General features: G+C 71.5%; 13 protein-coding genes. 6 read left to right on the top strand and 7 right to left on the bottom strand.

Annotation, left to right across the window (positions count from 1 at the left end; translation table 11 throughout):
- Window positions 1–9 precede the first annotated feature (9 nt).
- On the top strand, window positions 10–1,269 hold the full coding sequence (locus tag ABFX54_RS08525) for an arginine deiminase (protein ID WP_346102939.1): 1,260 nt from the start codon (window positions 10–12) through the stop codon (window positions 1,267–1,269).
- 27 nt (window positions 1,270–1,296) lie between these two features.
- Here the strand turns inward: ABFX54_RS08525 and ABFX54_RS08520 are convergent, their stop codons facing one another.
- Together ABFX54_RS08520 and ABFX54_RS08515 are read right to left on the bottom strand one after the other, a co-directional pair.
- On the bottom strand, window positions 1,297–1,761 hold the full coding sequence (locus ABFX54_RS08520) for a nuclear transport factor 2 family protein (protein ID WP_346102938.1): 465 nt from the start codon (window positions 1,759–1,761) through the stop codon (window positions 1,297–1,299).
- A gap of 14 nt (window positions 1,762–1,775) precedes the next feature.
- Complete coding sequence (locus ABFX54_RS08515; RefSeq protein ID WP_346102936.1) at window positions 1,776–3,299, bottom strand: FAD-dependent oxidoreductase; 1,524 nt, start codon at window positions 3,297–3,299, stop codon at window positions 1,776–1,778.
- Window positions 3,300–3,394: 95 nt separating this feature from the next.
- Here ABFX54_RS08515 and ABFX54_RS08510 point away from each other — a divergent pair, with 95 nt between their 5' ends.
- Window positions 3,395–4,231, top strand: a complete 837-nt coding sequence (locus ABFX54_RS08510) for a TetR/AcrR family transcriptional regulator (protein ID WP_346102934.1) — start codon at window positions 3,395–3,397, stop codon at window positions 4,229–4,231.
- Here the strand turns inward: ABFX54_RS08510 and ABFX54_RS08505 are convergent.
- A complete protein-coding gene (locus ABFX54_RS08505; RefSeq protein WP_346102932.1) occupies window positions 4,173–4,529 on the bottom strand; it encodes an ArsR/SmtB family transcription factor in 357 nt (118 codons plus the stop codon). The genes ABFX54_RS08510 and ABFX54_RS08505 overlap by 59 nt on opposite strands.
- A gap of 59 nt (window positions 4,530–4,588) precedes the next feature.
- Window positions 4,589–5,623 carry a cation diffusion facilitator family transporter gene (locus tag ABFX54_RS08500; RefSeq protein ID WP_346102930.1) on the bottom strand — a complete coding sequence of 345 codons (1,035 nt, stop codon included), beginning with the start codon at window positions 5,621–5,623 and terminating at the stop codon, window positions 4,589–4,591.
- Window positions 5,624–6,170: 547 nt separating this feature from the next.
- Here ABFX54_RS08500 and ABFX54_RS08495 point away from each other — a divergent pair.
- Window positions 6,171–12,305: an RHS repeat domain-containing protein gene (locus ABFX54_RS08495; protein ID WP_346102928.1), complete on the top strand. Its 6,135-nt coding sequence runs from the start codon at window positions 6,171–6,173 to the stop codon at window positions 12,303–12,305.
- 394 nt (window positions 12,306–12,699) lie between these two features.
- Here the strand turns inward: ABFX54_RS08495 and ABFX54_RS08490 are convergent, their stop codons facing one another.
- The 3 genes from ABFX54_RS08490 to ABFX54_RS08480 form a co-directional block, all read right to left on the bottom strand.
- Window positions 12,700–13,662, bottom strand: a complete 963-nt coding sequence (locus ABFX54_RS08490; protein ID WP_346102926.1) for an MBL fold metallo-hydrolase — start codon at window positions 13,660–13,662, stop codon at window positions 12,700–12,702.
- A 112-nt stretch (window positions 13,663–13,774) separates the two neighbouring features.
- Window positions 13,775–14,545 carry a helix-turn-helix domain-containing protein gene (locus ABFX54_RS08485; protein WP_346102924.1) on the bottom strand — a complete coding sequence of 257 codons (771 nt, stop codon included), beginning with the start codon at window positions 14,543–14,545 and terminating at the stop codon, window positions 13,775–13,777.
- A gap of 428 nt (window positions 14,546–14,973) precedes the next feature.
- Window positions 14,974–15,552 (bottom strand): hypothetical protein, encoded by a 579-nt coding sequence (locus tag ABFX54_RS08480; RefSeq protein ID WP_346102922.1) that lies wholly within the window; start codon window positions 15,550–15,552, stop codon window positions 14,974–14,976.
- Between the two features lie 496 nt (window positions 15,553–16,048).
- Between ABFX54_RS08480 and ABFX54_RS08475 the strand changes: the two genes are divergently transcribed.
- The 3 genes from ABFX54_RS08475 to ABFX54_RS08465 are packed head-to-tail and all read left to right on the top strand — an operon-like array spanning window position 16,049 to window position 23,948.
- A complete protein-coding gene (locus ABFX54_RS08475) occupies window positions 16,049–17,539 on the top strand; it encodes a class I adenylate-forming enzyme family protein (RefSeq protein ID WP_346102921.1) in 1,491 nt (496 codons plus the stop codon).
- 26 nt (window positions 17,540–17,565) lie between these two features.
- On the top strand, window positions 17,566–23,247 hold the full coding sequence (locus tag ABFX54_RS08470; protein ID WP_346102919.1) for an amino acid adenylation domain-containing protein: 5,682 nt from the start codon (window positions 17,566–17,568) through the stop codon (window positions 23,245–23,247).
- Entirely contained in the window at window positions 23,169–23,948 is a 780-nt protein-coding gene (locus ABFX54_RS08465; protein WP_346102918.1) for a phosphopantetheine-binding protein, read from the top strand. The genes ABFX54_RS08470 and ABFX54_RS08465 overlap by 79 nt, the downstream gene beginning before the upstream one ends.
- Window positions 23,949–24,055 lie beyond the last annotated feature (107 nt).

Genomic DNA, 24,055 nt, shown 5'->3' with positions numbered 1-24,055 from the left:
TGAGCGACCGTGACCGATCAGCCCTACGGGGTGCACTCCGAGGTGGGCACCCTGCGCAAGGTCATCGTCCACCGGCCGGACCTGAGCCTGCGCCGGCTCACCCCGTCCAACAACGACGAGCTGCTCTTCGACGACATCCTGTGGGTGGAGCAGGCGCAGGCCGAGCACGACGCCTTCGTGCAGGTGATGCGCGAGCGCGGGGTCGAGGTCTACTACCACCACGAGCTGCTCGCCCAGGCCCTGGACGCCGGTTTCGAGGCCAAGCAGCACGCCATCGAGCACGCCGTCACCCATCTCACCGTCGGCCCGGCCCTCGTGGACAGCGTGCGCGAGACCCTGGCCGGGTGGCGGGGGGACAAGCTGGCCAGGCACCTCATCGGCGGCCTGACCAAGGAGGAGTTCGGGGTGGCCGAGCTGGACGGCCACTCGCTGGTGGCCGCCTCCTGCCACCCGCGCGAGTTCATCCTGCCCGCGCTGCCCAACTCGCTCTACCAGCGCGACCCCGCGGCCTGGCTGTACGGCGGCGTGTCGCTCAACCCGATGTACTTCCACGTCCGGCTGCTGGAGACGATGAACCAGTCCACCATCTACCACCACCATCCCATGTTCGCCGGCGAGGACTTCGCCTACTGGTACCCGTACGCGGGCGAGGACGACCGCTTCGACGAGGAGTCCTACGGCAACGCCGCCATGGAGGGCGGCGACATGATGCCCATCGGCAACGCCACCGTGGCGATCGGGATCAGCGAGCGCACCAACCCGCGCACCATCGAGCACCTGGCCCTGTCGCTCTTCGCCGCGGGGGCCGCCGAGCGGGTGATCGCCATCGAGGTGCCCAAGGCCCGCTCGTACATGCACCTGGACACCGTCTTCACCTTCCTGGACGCCGACAAGGCCAGCGCCTACCCGCCGTTCCTGGAGGCCGCGGTCGCCTTCAGCCTGCGGCCGGGCGACAAGAGCGGCACCCTGGACGTCCACCGGGAGCCCGGCCTGCGCCAGGCCCTTCAGGACGCGCTGCGTATCTCACGCCTGGACATCGTGCCCACGGGCGGTGACGACTACCAGCAGGCCCGCGAGCAGTGGGACTCGGGCAACAACTTCTTCGCCCTGGCCCCGGGCGTGGTCGTCGGCTACCACAAGAACCAGTTCACCAACCGCAAGCTGCGCGAGCACGGGGTGGAGGTCATCGAGATCGAGGGCTTCGAACTCGGCAAGGGCCGCGGCGGCACCCACTGCATGACGTGCCCCATCCAGCGGGACGCCGTCTGAACGCCGCGGCCGATCATCACGCTTCGATCAGGTTTCTGAGGTCTTCTGTGCCAGTGCCGCCTCGCGTTCGAGCGAGATGTCGCGAAGAAGTGCGGTGTCCTGGTAGAACGAGCGCTTCTTGGTGATCTTGCCATTGGTCACGTCGACCAGTTCGAGCACGGTCATCCGCCACGGGTTGCCGTGCAGGTCGGTGCCGCTGTTCGTGGCCACCACGACGACGCGGGCGGGGCCGTCGGCGACGAGTTCGTCGATGGTGATGGCTGAGAGGTCCAGCCCGGTCAGCTCGTGCATCCGGCGCCGGGCCGGGCCGATGGCGGCTCCCCGGTGGACGCCGCTGTCGGGGTGACCCCAGTTGAGCTCGACCTCCTGCTCGTCGGTCAACTCCTTGATCGTGGCGAAGTCGGGGCCGCCGGGTGTCCGGAGAACGGCCGCGTAGAAGCGGCGGACCACTTCCTTGTTGAGTTCGGGCCGGGTCGGGGTGTCGTTCGGCATGAGAGTTCCGCGTGTCAGGGGGTCGGGGCGCCGAGCCAGCGGGTCGCTACTTCCCGGAAGGCTTCGAGGTCGGGGGAGTGGTCGGCGGTCCAGGCGACGATGCCGTCGGGGCGGATCAGCAGCGCGCCGAAGCCGAGGTCGTCGTTCGCCGGTCCGGAGGCGTACCGGAGCCGGTCCTTCCAGCTCAGCGCGGTGTCGTGCAGGCGCCGGTCGGTGGTGAAGTCGAGGGCGACGCCGTGTCCCTCGCGCAGCAGGTCGCCGAGGCGGATGCCGTCGGTGAGGCGGAAGTCGGGGGCGGTACGGCCGACGACGGGACGGTCGCTGCCCAGGTCGTAGCGGTGGAAGAGGCCCGAGGTGCTGCGGAAGACGTGGGTGGTGCCCTCACGGGTGGCGAGCAGGTGGTGCAGCAACTGCCGCAGGGCCGGGGCGTTGGGGCCGGGGTTCATGGTCGCGACCTGGGCGCGGGACCAGTCGAGGATGGCGGCGCCGACGGGGTGGCGTTCGGCGGTGTAGGTGTCGAGCAGGCCGTCCGGTGCGGTGCCGTGGACGGTGGCGGCGAGTTTCCAGCCGAGGTTCATGGCGTCGCCGAGACCGAGGTTGAGGCCCTGGCCGCCGAGCGGGGAGTGGATGTGGGCGGCGTCGCCGGCGAGCAGGACGCGGCCGTCGCGGTAGGTGGTGGCCTGCATCGCGCGGTCGGTGAAGCTGGAGGCCAGATGGACCTCGGTGATTGTCGCGTCGGTGCCGGAGATCCGGCGCAGGACCGTCTGCAGGTGCTCACGGGTCAGCGGCTGTGAGCGGTCGAACGTGCCCCCGTCGAAGTCCATCATGCCCAGGTGGCCTTCGAACGGCGTGCGCAGGTACATGCCGGTCGGCGTCAGGTTGAAGCCCTGGCTCAGTTTGCGCGGATCGGCCAAGGTGACCTGGGCGGCGTAGCCGGTGAAGAGCGGGTCGGTGCCGGTGAAGGGGAAACCCGCCAGCTCGCGTACGGTGCTGCGTCCGCCGTCGCAGCCCACCAGCCAGCGCGCCCGGTGCTCGCGCCCGCCGGCCCGGGTGACGACGGTGTCGCCGTCCTGGGTCACGGCCTCGACGGCGGCACCCCGCAGGATCTGTACGCCGAGCGCGGCCGCCCGCTCGGCCAGGACCGTCTCGACCGCGTCGAGGCTGGTCATGATGCCCTCCATGGCCGGGCCGGGCAGCCGGTACGGGAGGGCGGCGGTGTCGATGGCGGCCGGGTCGAGCCGCATGCCCGCGAAATGGCTCACCTCGCGAGGCGCGGGCGGCTCCTGCGCGCCGGGGGCCGCGCCGACCTTGTCCGGGTTCGCGCCTGAGGCTTTGAGCAGGGCCTCCAGCAGCCCGCGGCGGTAGAACGTCTCCAGCGAGCCGGCGTTCAGGCCCCGCATCCCCAGCGGGAGCGCCTTCCACGGTGAGGTCCGCTCCTGCTCGCGTTCCAGCACCAGGACCGAGCAGCGTGCCAGTGCCAGCTCGCCGGCGAGGAACAGGCCCACCGGGCCGGCACCCGCGATCACCACGTCGTACACGTCGCGCCTCCTTCGACGTCTTATGGAGCATTGCTCCATAAATGGAACGGTACTCCATAGTGGATCGCTGCTCCAAACCTGCCAGAATGGCAGCCATGGCCCCACGGACACGTCAGGCGGAACGGCGCAGGCAGGTGCTCACCCGCGAGCGCATCATCGAGACCGCGGTCGAGCTGCTGGACGCGGAGGGAGAGGACGCGCTGACGGTCCGCGCGCTGACCGGCCGGCTGGCCACCGGTTCCGGCGCGATCTACTGGCACATCGGCAACATGAGCGAGCTGCTGGAAGCCGCGACCGACGCCGTCGTCGCCGCCGCCCTGGACCCGCGGCCCGCCGGCGCCGGCCGGGCGCGCGACACCGATCGGGCGCCCGAAACCGGCCGGGCGCGCGGAGCCGTCGGGGCGCTTGAGGCCGCGGGCACGCCTCAGGACGACATCCGCGCCGTCGCGCTCGGCCTCTTCGACGCGGTCACCGCACACCCATGGCTCGCCGGCCAGCTCGCGATCCAGTTCACCCGCAACCCCTGGGGGCCGGTGACCTTGCGGATCTTCGAGAGCATCGGCCGACCGGTCCGCGCGCTCGGCGTACCGCAGACGGACTGGTTCACCACGGCCTCGGCGCTGGTCCACTACTTGCTCGGCGCCACCACCCAGACCCGCCGGCACGCCGGCGACGACACCGCCCCCGCCTCAGAGGCGGAGCGCGCCGCGTTCCTCGACACCGCGTCCAGCGCCTGGCAGGAGCTCGACCCCGGCGACTACCCGTTCATCCGGGCCATCGCGGAGCAGATGCGCGAGCACGACGACCGCGAACAGTTCCTCGCCGGCATCGACCTCGTCCTCACGGGCATCACCACCCTCCACGCGGGATCGCTCAGTCGTGGCGCGGAAGGCCCGACACCTCGTGGTCGGCGTGGAAGAGGATCTCCTTGACGAGGGAACGGACGTGGGCGTCGCGGGCCCGATACACCACGCGGCGTCCCTCCCTGCGCGTCTGAACCAGTCCGCCGGAACGGAGCTTCGCCAGGTGCTGGGAGACGGAGGGGCGGGCCACGCCCAAGGTCGCGGTGAGGGTGCCGACGTCGTACTCACCGTGGGACAACAACCACATCAGCCGCAGCCGCGTGCCGTCGCTGAGCAGGCGGGACGCCTCCACCGCCGCGCTGATCTGCGCGTCGGTGGGCTGCTCGGGCGCGACGCCGGGATGGGAGTCGTCGTCGGGTGCGTACATGACTACATATGCTCTCCCGCCGAGCCGCACCGGGCAAACAGAGCGTGCCCCCGGGCGGGTCACCGGTGGGTGAGCAAGGGTGCGTGGTGGTCGATACCGTCCGGGCCGTCGGGGTCGGCGTGCACGGTGGCGGCCTTCAGCCTGGGCAGGTCGTGGATCAGCCGGTGCTCGGCCGCCACGGCCACGGCGTGCGCCTCGACCAGCGACAGCTCGTGGCTGACCTGGATGTCGACCTCGGCGCGCAGGGCGTGGCCGATCCAGCGCAGCCGTACCGTGCCCACGTGCCGGACGCCGGGCACGTCGGCGAGGATCCGCTCGGCCCGCTCGACCAGCTTGGGGTCCACCGCGTCCATGAGGCGGTGGTAGATCTCGCGGGCGGCGTCGCGCAGCACGAACAGGATGGCGACGGTGATCAGCAGGCCCACGATCGGGTCGGCGACGGGGAAGCCGAGCGCGGCTCCGCCCGCGCCGAGAAGCACGGCCAGGGAGGTGAAGCCGTCGGTACGGGCGTGCAGGCCGTCGGCGACGAGGGCGGCGGAGCCGATCTCGCGGCCCACCTTGATCCGGTAGCGGGCGACGAGTTCGTTGCCCAGGAAGCCTACGAAGCCGGCGCCGGCCACCCAGGCGAGTGCTTCGACGTTCTGCGGGTCGATGAGGCGTTTGACCGCTTCGTAGCCCGCGAGCCCGGCCGAGGCGGCGATGAGCAGCACGATGACGATGCCCGCCAGGTCCTCGGCCCGGCCGTAGCCGTAGGTGAAGCGGCGGGTGGCGACCCGGCGGCCGATCCAGAACGCGATGGCCAGCGGGACGGCGGTCAGCGCGTCGGCGAAGTTGTGCAGAGTGTCGCCGAGCAGCGCCACCGAGCCCGAGTAGGCGACGATGACAGCCTGCGCCGTGGCGGTGACCATGAGCGCCGCGAAGGAGATGGCCAGCACGCGCATGCCGCGGGCGCTGGACTCCAGGGCCGCGTCCGTCTTGCCGGCGCTGTCGTGGCTGTGCGGGGTGAGGACATGCTTGATCCCGCTCCACGCCCGCCTGATGCCACGGCCATGCCCGTGCCCGTGCCCATGTCCGTGCCCGTGCTGATCCGACATATCCGCCCTTCCTGTCCGAATCGGACGATGGGTGGAGTATATGTAGTCATGTGCGCACGCGACAACGAATCAGGTGCCACTCCTGCGCACCAGCACATGCCATGAACATGCAGGTCGGAATGACTCTCGCTTCTGACAGAATCCTCGCGCCCATGGTGCGGTCATGAAGAAAACTTTGAGCAGAATGATCAGAACGCTGACCTGCGGACACCTCGGAGTGAGAATCCGATCGTCAACACAAGATCGCGGGAGGTCAAGGCGGCTTTCCCGCCCGGGGCGCAATCCCTGCTCGGCATGAGTGAGGCGCGGACGCGGAGCGTCTTCCCATCGTGCCACCGGCCGGGATCGCGAACAACCATCCGTACCTCCGACAGCGCCCCGACGACGCCGAGCAGCTAGTTGGCACACCCAGTAAGTTCCCCACCCTCACTGGGAGAGGTTCATGGACCCGCAGGATGAGTTCGATCTGCCGGAAGCCCGCTGGAATCGTTTACCAGAACCCGACACACCAGACCTTCCGGATGCGTCGTGGAACGTCTTCCGGGACGTGCCCAGACCCGAATCCCCGTGGCCGCGCCGCCTGGCGGTCGCTCTGTCGGTGGCCCTCGTGCTGCCCCTGGTCAACGCCATGCCCGCGGCGGCCGAGTCCCGATCGGCCCCGGCGGTGCAGAAGGAGACCCCGGTCAAGGGCACGAGCGTGCCGGTGCAACCGCCGCAGCCGGATCTCGTCGCCGAGCGGGCGTGGCAGGCGGCGCCGGCCGTCACCTGGCCCAAGCCGCAGAAGGCGGAGCTGAGCAGGAGCAAGGCCCCGGCCGGGTTCCCCGTGCAGGTGGCCGCGGAGAAGAGCGGCAGCGACCCGGTGAGCGTGGAGCTGCTCGACACCGACCGTCTCGGCCTGGCGATGCGGGTGTCGCCGGGCCAGGGCGTCGCGGCGACCGCGAAGGCGGGGGACAAGAAGACCGAGCTGAAGATCGACTACTCCGGTTTCCGCTACGCCTACGGCGGCGACTACGGCGCCCGCCTCGGCGTGGTCAAGCTGGAGGAGTGCGCGCTCAAGTCGGCCACCGCCACGGCCGAGTGCCCGCAGCCGGAGCCGGTCAAGAGCAGCAACGACCCGAAGGCCGGCACGCTGAGCGCCGAGGTCGAGACCGGAGCCGTGTACGCGCTGGCCGCCGCCCCCTCGGGCCAGTCCGGCGACCACTCCGCCACCTCGCTCGGCCCCTCGGCCGAGTGGAGCGTCGGCACGCAGACCGGCGACTTCTCGTGGAGCTACGACCTGCGCACGCCCCCGTCGCTGGGTGGCGAGGAGCCGAGCCTGTCGATCGGCTACTCCTCGCAGAGCGTGGACGGTCGTACCGCCTCCACCAACAACCAGGCCTCCTGGGTGGGCGAGGGTTTCGAGCTCGACCCGGGCGGCTACATCGAGCGCCGCTACAAGTCCTGCATGATCGACGGTAAGAAGACCGGCGACCTGTGCTGGGACCAGGACAACGCCGTCCTGTCACTCAACGGCTCGTCGATCGAGCTGATCAAGGACGGCACGTCCAAGCAGTGGCGGCCCAAGCGTGACGACGGCACCCGCATCGAAGCCCTCACCGGCGCCACCAATGGCGACAACAACGGTGAGTACTGGCGGGTCACCACGGCCGACGGCACCCAGTACACCTTCGGCCAGAACCGCCTGCCCGGCTGGGCCAGCGGCAAGGCCGAGACGAAGTCGGTGCAGACGGTGCCGGTGTTCGGCAACAACAGCGGTGAGCCGTGCTACAGCAGCACCCCGGCCAACGCCTGGTGCCAGCAGGGCTACCGGTGGAACCTCGACTACGAGGTGGACACGCACGGCAACGCCACCACGTACTGGTACGCCCAGGAGAAGAACTACTACGGCCGCAACAGCAAGCCCGAGCAGGGCACCGTGTACGACCGCTCCGCGTACCTGACCCGCATCGACTACGGCTACCTGGGCACCGAGCTGTTCACCAAGAACCCCGCGGTCCGGGTGCTTTTCGAGACGGCCGAGCGCTGCCTGCCCAGCGGCACCGTCACCTGCGCGGCCGCCGAGCTGAAGAAGGAGACCGCGAGCCACTGGCCGGACGTGCCCTTCGACCAGATCTGCGACTCGGGCGTGAAGTGCACCGACCGGCTGGCGCCGACGTTCTTCACCCGCAAGCGGCTGACCAAGGTCACCACCCAGGTGCTCAACGCCGCGGGCCAGTACTACCCGGTGGACTCCTGGGCGCTGGCGCACCAGTTCCCCGCCACGGGTGACGGGCTGAGCCCGTCGCTGTGGCTGGCCTCCATCCAGCAGACCGGTCACGTGGGGGGCACCCTCACGCTGCCGAAGACCACGTTCAAGGGTGTGCAGCTGCCCAACCGGGTGGACGCCACCGAGGGCCGCGCGCCGCTGGTCAAGTGGCGGGTCCAGTCCGTCGACAACGGCACGGGCGGCGAGCTGAGGGTCAACTACAAGGCCGCCGGGTGCACGGCCGGCGCGCTGCCCGCCGCCGACAAGAACACCAAGCTCTGCTTCCCGCAGCGCTGGGCCCCGCCGAACGAAGGGGAGGTGACCGACTGGTTCCACAAGTACGTGGTCTCGCAGACGGTCGAGGTCGACCGGGTGGCCGCCTCCCCGCACGTGGTCACCGACTACGAGTACCTGGACGGCGCCGCCTGGCGCTACGCCGAGAACATCCTGGTCAAGCCCGAGCACCGCACGTGGTCGGACTTCCGCGGGTTCGGCAGGGTGCGGGTGCGTCAGGGCGACGGGCAGGACACCAAGCGCACGCTGACGGAGTACCGCTACTTCCGCGGCATGCACGGTGACAAGCAGGCCGACGGCTCCAAGCGCAACGTGCAGGTCGAGGACTCCGAGGGCGTCAAGCTGGACGACCTCGACCAGTACTCGGGCTTCGAGCGCGAGGAGATGCTGTACGACGGCGACGGCGGCGCCCTGCTGAAGGCCGTCGTCGAGACGCCGTGGTCGCTCAAGACCGCCGAGTCCACCCAGGGCGGCGTCACCAAGGCCGCGTACGTGGTCGAGCCCGAGTCCATGGTCAGCCGCACCGCGCTGCCCGGCGGCAAGTGGCGGCGCACCGGCGAGGCGCGCACGTACGACGCCAAGGGCCTGCTCACGACGGTCGAGGAGAAGGGCGACCTGGCCACCACGGGCGACGACAAGTGCACCCGCTACACCTACGCCCGCAACGACACGAGCTGGATGCTCGACTACACCAGCCGGGTCCAGAAGGTGGCCGCTCCCTGCACCACGTCCATGGCCAAGCTCGCCGATGAGGCGCTGATCTCCGACGAGAAGGTCCAGTACGACGGAAAGCCCTTCGGTCAGGCGCCGAGCAAGGGTGACGTGACCGCGGTGCAGCAGGTCGTCAACGCCGACGGCACCACGATCACCGACACCGCGCACACGTACGACGTCTACGGCCGCGAGACCAGCGAGACCGACACGGTCGGCACCAAGTCCGTGACCAGCTACACCCCGGCCACGGGCGCCCTGGCGACCGAGATCAAGGAGACCAACGACCTCGGCCACGTCGATCGCACGTTCATCGAGCCGGCCTGGGGCGAGCCCGTCGCCGAGATCGACACCAACAACCGCCGCGTCGACATGGAGCACGACGCGCTCGGCCGTCTGACCAAGGTCTGGCAGGCAGACCGGAACAAGGCCGGCGGGCAGTCGCCCAGCACCGAGTTCTCCTACACGATGCGGGCCGACGGCCCCAGCGTCGTCACCACGAGGACGCTGCGCGCCGACGGCGGTTACACCGAGAGTTACGAGCTGTACGACGGTCTGATGCGCCAGCGTCAGACCCAGGAGCCGGCGCCGACGGACGATCAGACTCAGGACCCCGCCCTGCGTGACGGTCGTACGATCACCGACACCTTCTACAACTCCCAGGGGGAGGACTACAAGCAGAACACCGGCTACTTCGCCACGGGCGCGCCGTCCACCGCCCTGCTCGCGGTGGCGGACGCGGATGTGCCGAACCAGGTCGTGACGCTGTTCGACGGCGTGGGCGACGCCCAGGCCCAGCTGCTCAAGGCCAAGGGCGTGGAGAAGTACCGCGTCAGCTCCAAGGACGAGGGCGACCGGGTGCACGTGACGCCGCCGCCCGGCGGCACGGCCACCACCCGCATCGGCGACGCCGAGGACCGGCTGATCGAGCTGCGCCAGTACAAGGGCGCCACCCCGACCGGCGAGTACGAGGCCACCAAGTACACCTACGACCACGCGGGACGCCTGTCCACGGTCACCGACCCGGCGGGCAACGTCTGGAAGCACCACTACGACTTCCGCGGCCGGGAGATCAGGACCGAGGACCCCGACAAGGGCGTCACGACGATGACGTACAACGACGCCGACGAGCTGGTCTCCACGACCGACTCGCGCGGCAAGACCCTCTGGTACGTCTACGACGCCCTGGGTCGTAAGACCGAGATGCGCGAAGGGTCGGCGACCGGCCCGCTGCTGGCCGAGTGGAAGTACGACGCGCTGGCCAAGGGCCACCAGAACGCCAGCATCCGGTACGTGGACGGGCAGGCGTACAAGGCGGAGATCAACGCCATCGACGCCGACTACCGTCCGCTGCGCGAGACCGTCACCATCCCGGCGCGGGAGGGCAAGCTGGCGGGCTCCTACCAGCTCAACACCCGCTACACGCTCGACGGCCAGGTGCAGTCGGTCAGCTTCCCCGCCGCCGGCGGGCTGGCCGAGGAGCAGGTCGTCTACAGCTACGACGGGCTGAGCCAGCCGGTCAAGGTCACCGGCCTGTCCACGTACGTGAACACGGCCCGCTACTCCAAGATGGGTGAGACCCTCCAGTACGAGCTGGGCGACAACGGCAAGAAGACCTGGCTCACCTTCACCCACGACGAGTCCACCCGCAGGCTGACCAGCATGCGGCTGGACCGCGAGAACACGACCAAGACCGACCTGGACGTCAACTACAGCTACGACGCCGTCGGCAACATCACCAGGATCAACGACCGGGCGAACCAGGACACGCAGTGCTTCACCTATGACCACCTGCGCCGGCTGACCTCGGCGTGGACGGCCACGGACGACTGCGCCAGCGGCTCACCCCAGTCCGGCACGATCGGCGGCGTGGCCCCGTACGCGGTCAGCTACGCCTACGACGTCACCGGCAACCGGACCAAGGAGACCAGGCACGCCTGGGGCGGCACCGCCGGTCAGGTGCGCGACTACACCTATCCCGCGGCGGGCGGCAAGCAGCCGCATGCGCTGAAGACCGTCGGGCAGGACCTGTTCGAGTACGACGCGGCGGGCAACACGACCAGGCGTAAGATCGGCGCCTCCGACCAGAGTCTGGTGTGGGACGCCGAGGGCAACCTGGAGTCGGTGACCGAGGCCGGCAAGACCACCTCGTTCATCTACGACGCCGAGGGCGACCGGCTGATCCGCAAGACGCCGACCGACGCCACGCTCTACATCGACGACATGGAGCTGCGCCTCGACTACGCCAAGGACACCGTCGAGCAGACCCGCTACTACACCATCGGCGACGACCCCATCGCGGTCCGCACCCCGGACGACCAGGTCTACTTCATGGCCAACGACCACCAGGGCACCGCGCAGGCCGCGGTGAACGCCGGCACCGGCGACCTGGCCGTCCGCAGGCAGACCCCGTTCGGCGAGGATCGCGGCGCCGCGCCACCCTGGTGGCCGGGGCAGCGCGGGTTCGTCGGCGGCACGAAAGACGCCTCGACCGGGCTCGTCAACCTGGGCGCCCGCGAGTACGACCCGAAGCTCGGCCGGTTCCTGTCGGTGGACCCGATCATCGACGACACCGATCCGCAGCAGCTCAACGCCTACGCCTACGCCAACAACAGCCCCGTCAGCATGAGTGACCCCGACGGGCAGTGGGTGTGGGTCGTGGTCGGCATCGGCGTCCGCGTCGGCGTCAAGTGGTGGCTGAAGAAGCAGGCCAAGAAGAAGGCGCGCGAACTCGCGCTCAGGAAGGCCAGGGAGCTGGCCAGGAAGAAGGCACTGGAGGAGGCCAAGAGGAAGGCCAGAGAGGAGGCCAAGAGGAAGGCCAGGGAGCTGGCCAGGAAGCGCGCGGCCGCCGAGGCCAGGCGCAAGCGGCTGGAGGCGGCCAAGAGACGCGCGGCAGAGGCGAAGAAGCGGGCCCGCGAGGCCGTGCAGCGGCGCCGGGCGGCGGCCAAGGCCCGCCGGGAGGCGCGGAAGGCCGAACGCGAGGCGGCGGCCAAGCGCCGCGCCGCCAAGGCCGCCCAGCGGCGCAACCACCGGGCCGGCCGGCTCCCGGCCGGCATCAGGGAGGCGCGCTCGCGTCCCGCCAGGCGGCCCACGAGCCACCGCTCCACCCAGCGGCAGTCACCGCCCAAGGCGAGCAGGCAGCCGGCACAGCCACGGCCGAGCCAGGTCTACCGCAACGACGGCAGCGTGCAGCCGACCCAGTCGTACACCGTGTACGGCAACGGCCGGATGTACCCGCAGGGCAGGCCACCGTCGAACCTGCCGAACGGCGGCGGCAGCGGCCAGGCCAACCGGCAGATCACCCAGGCCGACGACTTCGAGATGGAGGTCAACACCAGGCGAGGGGCCGTGGCTCACCTGGGGATGCGTGGCGGGAAGCTGGGCGATGACATCGCCGACTTCTTCGACATCTTCCTGGGCGGCCTCGGCTGATCCCGATCTCGGAGCGACCGGCGCGGGACCTTCACGGTCCCGCGCCGGTGGCGCGTTATGAGCAGGCCCCGGCCTCCGGCGCTTCCTGAGCGGCTCCCTTCCTCTAGCCGCGCTTCGTCCGCATCGAGAAGGCCCTGATCACGGTCGGCGGTTTCGAGCGGACCCCCGGCAGCAAGGGCGTGGTGGTCCGCTGGAGCAAGAACGGCGCCACCTTCATCCGCCGGTACGACCCTCAACGGCACCGTCAAGCGCACCTGGAAGGTACGCGGTCGCCCGGTCGGCCACGGGCTCGGGACGTTCTCCCCGTCCGGCCGCCGCTTCGTCACCGCGTGCACCTCACGGGAGCGGGCAGCCTGCGTCTGGGGCACCGCCACCGGCAAGGCCGTCACCCGGATCAAGGTGGCCGACCGGCTCCCGGTGCTCGGCCGCACACCGACCTGATCACGAACCCAAGATCGACATGAAACCCGGCGCCGGGCGAGCCCGAGGCGATCAGCGGGATCGCGTCGGAGGGGAGCACGTACAGGTGTTCGTCCGCGGCCCAGCCGAGCAGCCTGCGGCGAGTGGCGCGGGCCTGCGCCGGGTCCTGGCAGAAGCAGCTGTTGTGCTCCGGGTACGTCAGTTGCAGCGGGGTGTGCAGGATGTCACCGGCGAACAGGGCCCGGTCGTCGCCGGACGCCAGCTTGACCACGCTGGAGCCGGGAGTGTGGCCGGGGGCCGCCTCCAGGCACAGATTCGCGTCGATGGTGTGGCTGTGCTCCCATAGCCGTACCTGGCCGGCGGCGTGCACGGGGGCGATGCCGGCTTCGAAGACGTTCTCGTTGACACCGCCGGCGATCGACGGGTTGTTCGCGGGGTCGAAGAACGCGAAGTCCGCCTTGGGCATCAGGTAGGTGGCGTTGGGGAAGGTGGGCACCCATTCACCGTCGGCCAGGCGGGTGTTCCAGCCGACATGGTCGACGTGCAGGTGGGTGTTGATCACCAGGTCGACGTCCTCGGGCCGGACCCCGGCGCCGGCCAGGTGGCCGAGGTAGCCGAGTTTCAGATTGCTCCAGTACGCGGCGCCCGGGAGGGTCTTGTCGTTGCCGATGCCGGTGGCGATCAGGATGACCCGGCCCTCGCTGCGCAGCAGCCAGGTCTGGAAGGCGCTGTTGACCATGGTGCTCCCGCCGTCCAGATGGTCGGGCTCCAGGCCCGCACGGTGCTCCTGCCAGGCATCGGCGGGCAGGTCGGGGAAGAACTGGTCGGTGGACATCACCGGACCGTGCATCTCCTCGATCCGGACAGTGGTGACATCGCCGAGCTTGAGCTCGTTCATGAGCGGGTCCTTCTTGCCGTCGTGTCGGGTAAGCAGCATGTGCGGATACGCCGTGTTTTCGGATGTGCCCTGGTTTCGGGCATGCCGAAGGCACGTGTGTCGTGTGGTGGAGAGAGAAGAGGCGAACGCCGGGAACGGGAGCGCGGACCGGCTACTCGGGCAGCGCCGGCAGCCGCGGTTGCTCAGCCGGTGCCTGAGCGCCGCGCCATTGGGTGGCCGCGGTGTGCGCCAGCAGCGTCATCGCGGCCTGCGATGGCGAGCCGGCCTCGGTGGTCGCGATGACGACCACCTGGCCGCTCTCGGTGCGCAGCGCCGCGATCGCCGGATCGTGCGGGAACCGCCCGGAGGCGGCCCGTAGCGTGCCCACCACGGTGCGGGCCTTGGTCGGCCGGTCCTCGTACAGCTCGCGGGTGTGCTCGTCCAGGAACACCAGGCGCGCCATGTTCGGCCGCCGCCCTGGGCGATCGGGGCCGTCCGGGTCCAGGTGCCCGGCGAACAACGCGTGCCCGGCCGGGCTCCACGCGAGTACGTCGCTGCTGCGGCCCAGCATCACGGCCGGTACGTCCGCGAGGGTTCGCATCAGTTGCCGGGCCGCCTCGCCCGCCCGTTCCGGCGCCGCCCGCCGCCCTGCCGGACGGCCTCGGGAGCCGGCGGCCAGCCGGTGCAGGTGACGGCGTCCGGCCTCGTTCAGCCGCAGCGCGGGGGCGATCGCCTCCAGGACCTGCGGTGAGGCGTTGACCGACAGGCCCTGCTCCAGCCGCGCGTAGTACGACGCGCTCACCCCGGCCAGCATGGCCAGCTCCTCGCGCCGCAGCCCCGGCACCCGGCGCTGGTCACCGCACGTCCGCACACCGAGTTCCTCGGGGCTCACCTGCGCGCGCCGGGTCCGCAGGAACTCGCCGAGCTGCCGTCGTCCGTCCATGACCTCCAGTATTCGCCTTCACCGCGTCCCCGGCCGCACCCTGCCAGTGTCAGGCACGATTCCGGCCTGGTCGAAGAGGTGGTGGACGCGTCCTGCTCAGGCGGCGCTCGTGACCGGCGCCGACCGAGGGCTGGGCCGCCATTTCGCCCGCCGGCTCCTGGAACGCCGCGCGGCGCGGGTTTACGCGACCGCCCGGTGACTGCAGCGCGGGCTACGACGGGCCCAAGGGCGACCCGGGCGTCGCCGTACGGCCGGCCTGGACGGGGTCGAGGCAGGCGAGGTCGAGGTGATCGCCGACGCGTGGAGCGCCCACGTCAAGCGGGCGCCGGCCGACCACCCCACCCGGCTGAGCGACGAGATCCGCGCCGGCATCGTCTGATCAGGACGTGCGGAGCCGGCGAAAGCACACATCGGATGACGGACGGGCGCTAGTTGAGCCTGGCTCCGTCAGGACCTGAGGCGTCATCGTGCGACGGCGTTGACGCGGGGTCGTAGGCGGGGGGAGTGTCGGACTGCCACCAGGAGTTCCTGCGGGTGCTCACCGTGTAGCCCTCTCCGCCGTACAGAGATTCGTAGCGGACTTCCAGATCCATCCGCCGCGTGATGAGTTCCAGGAACGCGTTGTTCGCGGCCGGGTTGTAGTCGTCCACGGTCAGCAGGTAGTCGGTGTATCCGGGTGGGACGCCCATGCCGTCGGAGAGCGCTGACGCGCGTGGTTGAGGAGCGATGTCCCTGCGTACGTGCCTCGACGTCTCCCTGTTCCACGACCCCAGTTCTTTGCCGTCCAGCCAGACGCGGGTGCCGGTGATGATGGCGGGGCCGAGGCCGGTGTTCACCATCCAGATGCCCGCTCGCTGCCCCGCCGAGATCTTCAGCCGCAGCTGGAGGAGGGGGCGCAGCGTGTGCCGGTTGTGCAGGCGGGTGGCGCGCACCTGGTAGGCGGACACCACGAGCGAGGCGATGGCGATGACGACGGCGCTCAGGGCTATGACCGTCTGTGAGTCCATGCTGGCTCCTGCTGTGAAACCGCCGCGGACACAGTGCTGAACCGATCACCTTGTCAACTCCCGGCTGAACCCCGAAAGTTCCGGTGACCGGCACGCGGTCCCCGCCTTCTGCGAGAAGGCGGGGACCGCGTCGGGTGCGTCATCGGCCCACCCCGAGCGCGACCAGCCGTGGGTAGGGGGTACTCATGACGTGCTGTGCCCAGGACGAAGTGGCTGTGGGGACCGCGCCGCCGGACAGGATCGAACCGGGGGAGAAGGTGAGCCGGCGCGCCGAGTCGTGCGACCTGTCGATCAGCATGGGAACCGAGGGCGAGGTCGCGCACCGGCGACTCCGAAAGTTTCGGGAAAATACTTAAATGTTTCTCTGTCGCAGACGGCCCGGATTGCCTATTGTTTCGAACAGACGCGTTACGGGGCGGCCGTATCAGGCCCATCTGATGCTGCTGCGAGTCTGGGAGTAGGTCATGCCCACGAAACATTTCGGTATCCGGCCGTGGTGAACGGTGACGCCCGGCTGACGCTTCCCGACCTGCTCGCACGTCGCGCCCAGGAACAGCCGGACAGCCCGGCCCTCGTGGTGGCCGAGGTCGGGACGCTCTCGTTCGGCGCATGGGACCGGCGCTCCAACGCGGTCGCCCGCGCGCTGATCGATCGCGGCCTGCCGTCCGGCCACCGGGTCGGGCTGCTGTTCGACGAGCGGGACTGGATCGACCTCGCCGTCGCCTGGTGCGCGGTCATGCGGGCCGGTTGCGTCGCCGTGCCGCTGTCCGGCCGGCTGGCCCCCGCCGAGGTACGCCACGCGCTGACCGACTGCTCCGTGAGCGCCGTGCTGCACGGGGCCAGCGTCGATCCGCCGGACGTGAACGCCTGGCGGGCGACACCGGCGGAACTGGATCGGGGGGACGAGGGCCCCGTGCGGCGGGACGTCTTCCCCGGCGGGCTGGCGCAGATCATCTACACGTCCGGCACCACGGGCCGGGCCAAGGGGGTCGGCGCCACCCATGCCAACCTCGCCTACGGCGTCTCCGCCGAGCCCCGGCGCCGCACGCTCCTGCACTCCCGGCATTTCCTGCATGCCTTCCCCATCGGCAGCAACGCCGGACAGACCATGCTGGTCAACTCCCTGGGCGCCCGCCCGGCCGCGCTGACCCTGCCGCGCTTCACGCCCGCCCGCTTCGCCCGGCTGATCGAGTCGTACGGGGCGGGGACGGTCTTCGTGGTGCCCGCCATGGCCATCGAGCTGCTCAACGCCCGCGTCCAGGAACGCCACGACCTGTCGAGCGTACGGCTGCTCGGCTCCACCGCGGCCAGCCTGCCGCCCGCCGTGGCGGCCGGGATGGCCAAGGCGTTCCCGAAGGCGACGATCGTCAACTACTACACCTCGACCGAGGCGGCTCCGGCGCAGACCGTGATGATCGTGGACCCCGCGCGGCCCGCGTCGGTCGGACGGCCCTCCTCGGGCGGCGATCTCAAGATCGTCGCGGCGGACGGGCGGCGCGCGAAGGCCGGGGAGCGGGGGGAGGTCTGGCTGCGCTCGCCCGCCGGGACCCGCTCCTACTACCGCGACCGGCGGTTGAGCGACGACATCTTCCGTGACGGCTGGGTGCGCATGGGCGACGTCGGCTACCTCGACGAGGACGGCTACCTCTACCTCGTCGACCGCGAGAGCGACGTCATCAAGTCGGGCGCGCACAAGGTGTCCACCCTGCAGGTGGAGGCCGCGTTGTACGAGCATCCGTCGGTCGCCGAGGCCGCCGTGGTCGGGGTGCCGCATCCGGTGCTCGGCCGGGTCACCGCGGCCGCCGTCGTGACCCGCTCCCCGGTCACCACCGCCGACCTCCGGACGTTCCTGATGGACCGGCTCGCCAGGCACGAGTTGCCGAGCCGGTTGCTGTTCGTGCCCGAGCTGCCGAAGAACCACCTCGGCAAGGTGGTGAAGTCGCGGCTGCGCGACCTGCTCGTGCCGCCGGCGGACGGCTCCACGTGACCACTGTGAAGACAGAAAGAACGCACATGACGCACTGCCAGGAGAGCATTCCGGCCTCGTTCGTTCAGCAGGACATGTGGGTCGGCGAACGCATGGGGGCGGGGCTGACGTACCACATGCCGCTCGCCCTGTGGTTCGACGGCGCTCTCGACGTGTCCGCGCTGCTCGGCGCGTGCGCCGGGGTGGTCGCCCGGCATCCGGTGCTCGCCACCGCCGTCGCGGAGAGCCGCGACGGGCTTCGGCTGGTCCCCGCCGCCGAACCGGCCGTGACGATCGCCCACCTGCCCGATCCCGCGCCCGACGCCCTCCAGCGGTTGATCGGGCAGGAGAGCGCGCGGGAGTTCGACCTGGAGAAGGGGCCGCTGGCCAGGTTCACGCTCGTGCCGGCCGGATCCGGGCGGCACCTGCTGCTGTTCGTCGCCCACCATCTGGTCTTCGACGGCATGTCCAAGGACATCCTGGTACGTGACCTCGCCCAGCTCTACGCGTCCGGCTCGGGCGGGGCGGTCGAGCCGTTGCCGTTCGCCTGGCGGGAGCCGGAGCCGGAGGTGCTGGACGCGGCGCGGGAGTTCTGGGCCGGGCGCTGGACGGAGCCGGCCGAGATCGTGCTGCCGGGGCAGCGGCGTACCGGCAGACGGTACGGGCCCGGTGCGCAGATCGACGCCGGGCTCGACCACGAGCTGAGCCGCTCCGCCGCCAAGGCCGCGGCGGCGACCGGCGCGTCGGTCTTCGAGGTGCTGCTCGCCGGGGTGCACGCGCTGCTGTTCAGGTACGGCACGGAGAACGTGGCGGTCGCGATCGACGTGACCACGCGCGGTACCGGGACGCGTGACCACATCGGCCCGTTCGTCGGCGAGCTGCCCGTGCTGTCGCGGCCCGAGTCCGGTCAGGCGTTCCGCGCGTTCGTCCGGGGACTGCGCGACGAGCTGCGTGCGGTGTACAGGTTCCGTGAGGTGCCGCCCGGGCGGATGCTGGGCCAGGGGGCCCGGGGCGCCGCCGTCCCCGTGTCGATCAGTTACCGCAGGCGGGAGGCCGACCCCGTCTTTCCCGGCGTGAACGTCACCGTGGACCGCATGATGTTCGGCGGAGGCGCGCGGAACCCGCTGCACCTGCAGGTCCTGGACGGTCCCGACGGGCTGGCCCTGTGCGTCCGGTACGACCCGGCGGCGGTGGACCGGGACGTCGCGGCCCGGTTCGCCGACGGTCTGCGTGCCCTGCTGCGCCACGCCGCCGACGACCCCGAGGCCCGGCTGGGCGAGCTCGACGTCATGCCCGAGGCGGAGTCGCGGCGGATGCTCGTCGAGTGGAACGACACCGAGGTCGCCCATCCCGCCGGGGCGACCTTGCCGGCTCTGTTCGCCGAGCAGGTGCGGGCCCGTCCTGACGCGTGCGCCGTCACGTTCGGGGAGCGGTCGCTCACCTACGCGGAGCTGGACGCGGCGGCCGCACGGCTGGCCGTCAGGATCCGGCGCGCCGGGGTCGGGCGCGGGGAGCTGGTCGCCGTGCACCTGCGGCGATCCGACCTGCTGCTGGTCTGCCTGCTCGCCGTGCACAAGGCGGGGGCCGCGTATCTGCCGCTCGATCCCGACCATCCCGCGGAACGGCTCGCCATGATCGTGGCCGACGCCCGTCCCGCGCTGCTGCTGTCCGAGACCGCCGCGCCGGACGGGTTGCCCGGGCCCGTGCTGCTGGTGGATCCCGCGCTCCCGGCCGACGGGGCACCGGCCGCGAGCCCGGCGCCGGAGGAGCCGGTCGCGGGTCTGGTGGCGGAGGAGCCGGTACGGCCGGCGTCGCCGGAAGAGACGGCCTACGTCATCTACACCTCCGGATCGACGGGACGGCCCAAGGGGGTCGAGGTCGATCACGGCAACCTGGCCAACCTGCTGCTCGCCATGCGCGACCGGCTCGGGTCCGCGCCCGGTGACACCTGGCTCGCGCTCACCTCGCCCGCGTTCGACATCAGCGCCCTTGAGCTGTACCTGCCGCTGATCGTGGCCGGCCGGGTCGTCGTCGCGCCCCACGACGCGGTGCGGCGGCCGGAGGCGCTGGCCCGGCTGGTCGCCGCGCAGGGCGTCACGCACGTGCAGGCCACGCCGTCGGTGTGGCGGCTGCTGCTGCCTGGCGGCCTGGCCGGGGTGACCGCGCTGGCCGGGGGAGAGGCGCTGCCGCTTCAGCTCGCGCGGGAGTTACGCGCCCGCTGCGACCGCGTCGTCAACGTGTACGGCCCGACCGAGACCACCATCTGGAGCACGTACGGCGAGCCGGGCGAACCCGATGCGCCGATCACCATCGGCCGCCCCCTCGCCAACACCCGGATCTACCTGCTCGACGCGGCCATGCGGCCGGTGCCGATCGGGGTGCCGGGCGAGCTGTGCATCGGCGGGGCAGGGGTGGCGCGGGGCTACCGGGGCAGGCCCGCGCGGACGGCCGAGCGATTCGTCCCCGATCCCTTCGGTCCTCCCGGGGGACGGCTGTACCGTACCGGCGATCTGGCCCGCTACCGGCCCGACGGCGAGATCGAGTTCCTCGGCCGCCAGGACGGGCAGGTCAAGCTGCTCGGCCATCGGGTCGAGCTCGGCGAGATCGAGACCCGGCTGCGGGAGCACCCCCAGGTCGGCGAGACAGCGGTGGTCGTCCGTGGTGGGGACACGGACGACCACCGCCTGATCGCGTACGTCGTCCCCGCGCCGGGCCGGGCCGCCCCCGACGCCGGCGCCCTGGCCGCCCACCTGGCCAGGACCCTGCCCGCCGCCACGGTGCCGAGCGCCTACGTGGTGCTGGACGCCCTGCCGCTGAACCCGATCGGCAAGCTGGACCGCGCCGCCCTCCCCGACCCCTCCGCCGCCACGGGCCGAAACCCGGACTCGAACTCGAACTCGGACTCGAACTCGGACCCGGACCCGGACCTGGACCCGGACCGTGGGGAGAGGCTGGTCGAGGAGGTGCGGCGGATCTGGTGCGAGGTGCTGGAGCTGGACGACGTCGGCCCCGACGACGACCTGTTCGACCTCGGCGGGCACTCGCTCACCATCACGCAGATCTCGGCCAGGATCAGGGACGGCATCGGCGTGGACGTGTCGCTGGACGCCTTCTTCGACGATCCGACCATCACCGGGGTCGTCGAGGAGATCGTCCGGCTCCGCGGGGCCGGGACGGACGAAGGGGACGCCCGGCCGGCGGAGATCCTGCCTCGCCCGGACGGGGTCGATCCGCCGCTGTCGTTCGTCCAGGAACGGCTGTGGTTCCTGCAGCGGTTCGACCCGGACGACGCCTCGTACAACATGTACCTGGTGTTGCGGCTGCGCGGCGAGCTGGACATCGGTGCGCTGGATGCGGCGCTGCATGCGGTGGTCGCCAGGCACGAGAGCCTGCGCACGTCGTTCGCCGACGTGGACGGCGAGCCGATCACGGTCGTCCATCCGCCCGGTCCCGTGGCCTGCGAACGCCTCGACCTGTCGGGCTCGCCCGACCCGGAGGAGCGGGCGCTGCGGCTGGTCGCCGACCGGACGAACCAGCCGTTCGACCTGGCCGGGGTGCCGCCGCTGCGGATCAGCCTGCTCCGGCTCGGGCCGCTCGACCACGTGCTGTGCTTCGTGCTGCACCACATCATCGCGGACGGGACCTCGCTCGGGGTCCTGTTCGATGACCTGTTCGCCCTCTACCAGGCGCGGACGCGGGGCGAGGAGGCGGATCTCGTGCCGCTCCGGGTCCAGTACGGCGACATCGCGTTGTGGCAGCGGGAACGGGACTCGGGCGAGGCCGCCGCGGAGTCGCTGGCCTACTGGCGCGAACAGCTCGCCGGCCCGCCCGTGCTCGACCTGCCCGCCGACCTGCCCGGCGGGGAGCGGCCCGAGGGCGCGTTCCACTCCTTCCCGGTGCCCGCCGAGCTGGTGTCCCGGCTGGAGCGGCTGGCGCAGGAGCACAACGCGTCGCTGTTCATGGTGCTGGTCGCCGCCTACCAGGTGCTGCTGGCCCGGCACACGGGGCAGGACGACATCCTGGTCGGCACGCCGTGGGCGACCAGGGACCGGACGGAGCTGGAGCCGGTCATCGGGTACCTCACCGACACGCTGGTCCTGCGCGGCGACCTCGCGGGGGATCCGGTCTTCTCCGACCTGCTCGACGCGACCCGCCGCACCGTGCTCGACGCGCACGCGCACCGGACCGTGCCGTTCGAACGGCTCATCGGCGAGCTGGGCGTGCCGCGCGACCTCCATCGCAATCCGCTGCTGGCCACCATGATCATTCTGCACAGCCAGGCGGGGGAGGGGACGCCGCCGGAACGGGTCGGCGACCTCGGGGTGGAGCTGTTCGACGGCGGGTATCGCCAGGCGAAGTTCGATCTGTCCCTGGAGACCTGGCGTAACGAGCAGGGGCTGCTCGCGGTGCTCGGCTACGACGCCACCCGGTATCGCGCGGCCACCGTGGAGGGGCTGGCCGCGCGGTTCGAGGTGCTGCTCCAGGGCATCGCGGACGCCCCCGGCACCCCGATCTCGCGGCTGCCCATGCTGACGGAAGCCGACGCGGCCGTCCTGGCGAACTCCGGCGCGGACGCCCTGGCGGGCTCTGGGGCGGCTGTCCTGGACGCCTCGGCGCGGGGTGACGTGGAGGCCCGTCGCGGCGTCGCGGAGACGGTGCCCGCGCTCATCGAGCGGGCCGTCGCCGCCACCCCCGATGCCACGGCGCTGCTGTGGGACGGCGAGACGATGAGCTACGCCCGACTCGACGCCAGAGTGGCGCGGCTCGCGGCGGACCTGCGGCGGCGTGGCGTCGCGGGCGGGTGCGTGGTCGGGGTCTGCCTGCGGCGCTCGGCCGAGGCCGTCGTGGCGTTGCTGGCCGTGTGGCGGGCCGGGGGCGCGTACCTGCCGCTCGATCCGGACTATCCCGACGAACGGCTCGCCTTCCTGATCGCGGACAGCACCGCACGCCTGGTGGTGACCGACGCCGATCTCGCGCCGAGGTTGCCGGCGGAGACGGTCGTGCTCGTTTCCGGCGGCGAGCCAGGGTCCGGCGGCGAGCCGGGGCCCGGCGACGACCGGTGGGCCGGCGGCCGGCAGCCGGTCGAGCCGGACGACCCGGCGTACGTGATCTACACCTCCGGATCGACGGGCCGGCCGAAGGGGGTGCTGGTCGAGCACGGCAGCCTGGCAGGACGTGTGCGCTGGATGCGGGAGGCGTACGGCATCGGGCCGGACGACCGGGTCGCGCAGTTCGCCTCGCTCAGCTTCGACGCCCACGCCGAGGAGCTGTACCCGGCGCTGACGGCCGGCGCGGGCGTGCTGCTCCTGCCCGACGGCGCCGCGTCACTGCCGGACGTGCTGCGGACCGCGGCCGGTGGCCGGGTCACCGTGCTGGACCTGCCCACCGCCTACTGGCACCGCCTCACCGAGGCGCTCGACGACGTGACCTGGCCGCAGCCGCTGCGGCTGGTGATACTCGGCGGCGAACAGGCGCACGCGGCGGCGGTGGCCAGGTGGCGCGACAGGTTCGGCGACCGGGTACGGCTGGTCAACACGTACGGGCCCACGGAGGCCACCGTCATCGCCACGGCCACCGACCTCGGTGAGGCGGACACCGCCGGCCGATCGGCGGTACGACGGCGCACGTCCTCGGCCCGTACGGCGAGCCCGTGCCGCCGGGCTTCCCCGGCGAGCTGTGCCTGGGCGGGGAGGGGCTGGCGCGGGGCTATCCGGGACATCCGGGGCTGACGGCCGAGCGGTTCGTCCCCGATCCGTACGGCCCGCCGGGGTCCAGGCTCTACCGGACGGGCGACCGGGTGCGCCGGCGGCCGGACGGGACGCTGGAGTTCCTGGGCCGGTTCGACGCCCAGGTGAAGGTCCGCGGCTTCCGGGTGGAGCCGGGTGAGGTGGAGACCGCCCTGCTGGCCCATCCGGGTGTCCGCCAGGCGGTGGTGACGGCGGACGGGGAACGGCTGGCCGCGTACGTGGTCGGGCCGGCCGGGCCGGACGAGCTGCGTACGAGTCTGGCCGCGACCCTGCCGGCCCATCTGGTGCCCACGGCCTGGGTGAGCCTGGCGGAGCTGCCGCTCACGATCACCGGAAAGGTGGACGTGGCCGCCCTGCCCGCGCCGGGGCCCGGCCCCGTCGCGGAGTTCGTGCCGCCGCGCACGGACGCCGAAGTGCTCGTGGCCGGGATCTGGGGTGAGCTGCTGGGTGTCGAGGCGGTCGGCGTCAACGACGACTTCTTCGCCCTCGGCGGGCATTCCCTGCTGGCGACCCGGGTCGCGGCCCTGCTGCGGAACGCACTCGACACGGAGGTGCCGATCCGCACGGTGTTCGACCATCCGACGGTCGCCGGGCTCGCGGCGGCGGTCGAGAGGCTGGTGATCGAGGAGCTCGCCGCGCTCACCGACGCCGAGGTCGCGGATCTGCTGGAGGTGGGGGAGTGACCGACTCGGAGACCTCGCCGGAGGCATCGTCCGGGGCTCTGTCGGCGGCCAAGCAGGCGTTGCTGGCGCAGCGGGGGGGGGGCGGGGCGGGGGGGGGGGGGGGGCGC

It is taken from the genome of Nonomuraea maheshkhaliensis (genome assembly GCF_039529435.1).
Classification (GTDB): domain Bacteria; phylum Actinomycetota; class Actinomycetes; order Streptosporangiales; family Streptosporangiaceae; genus Nonomuraea; species Nonomuraea maheshkhaliensis.
This window is presented reverse-complemented; position numbering and strand designations above follow the sequence as displayed.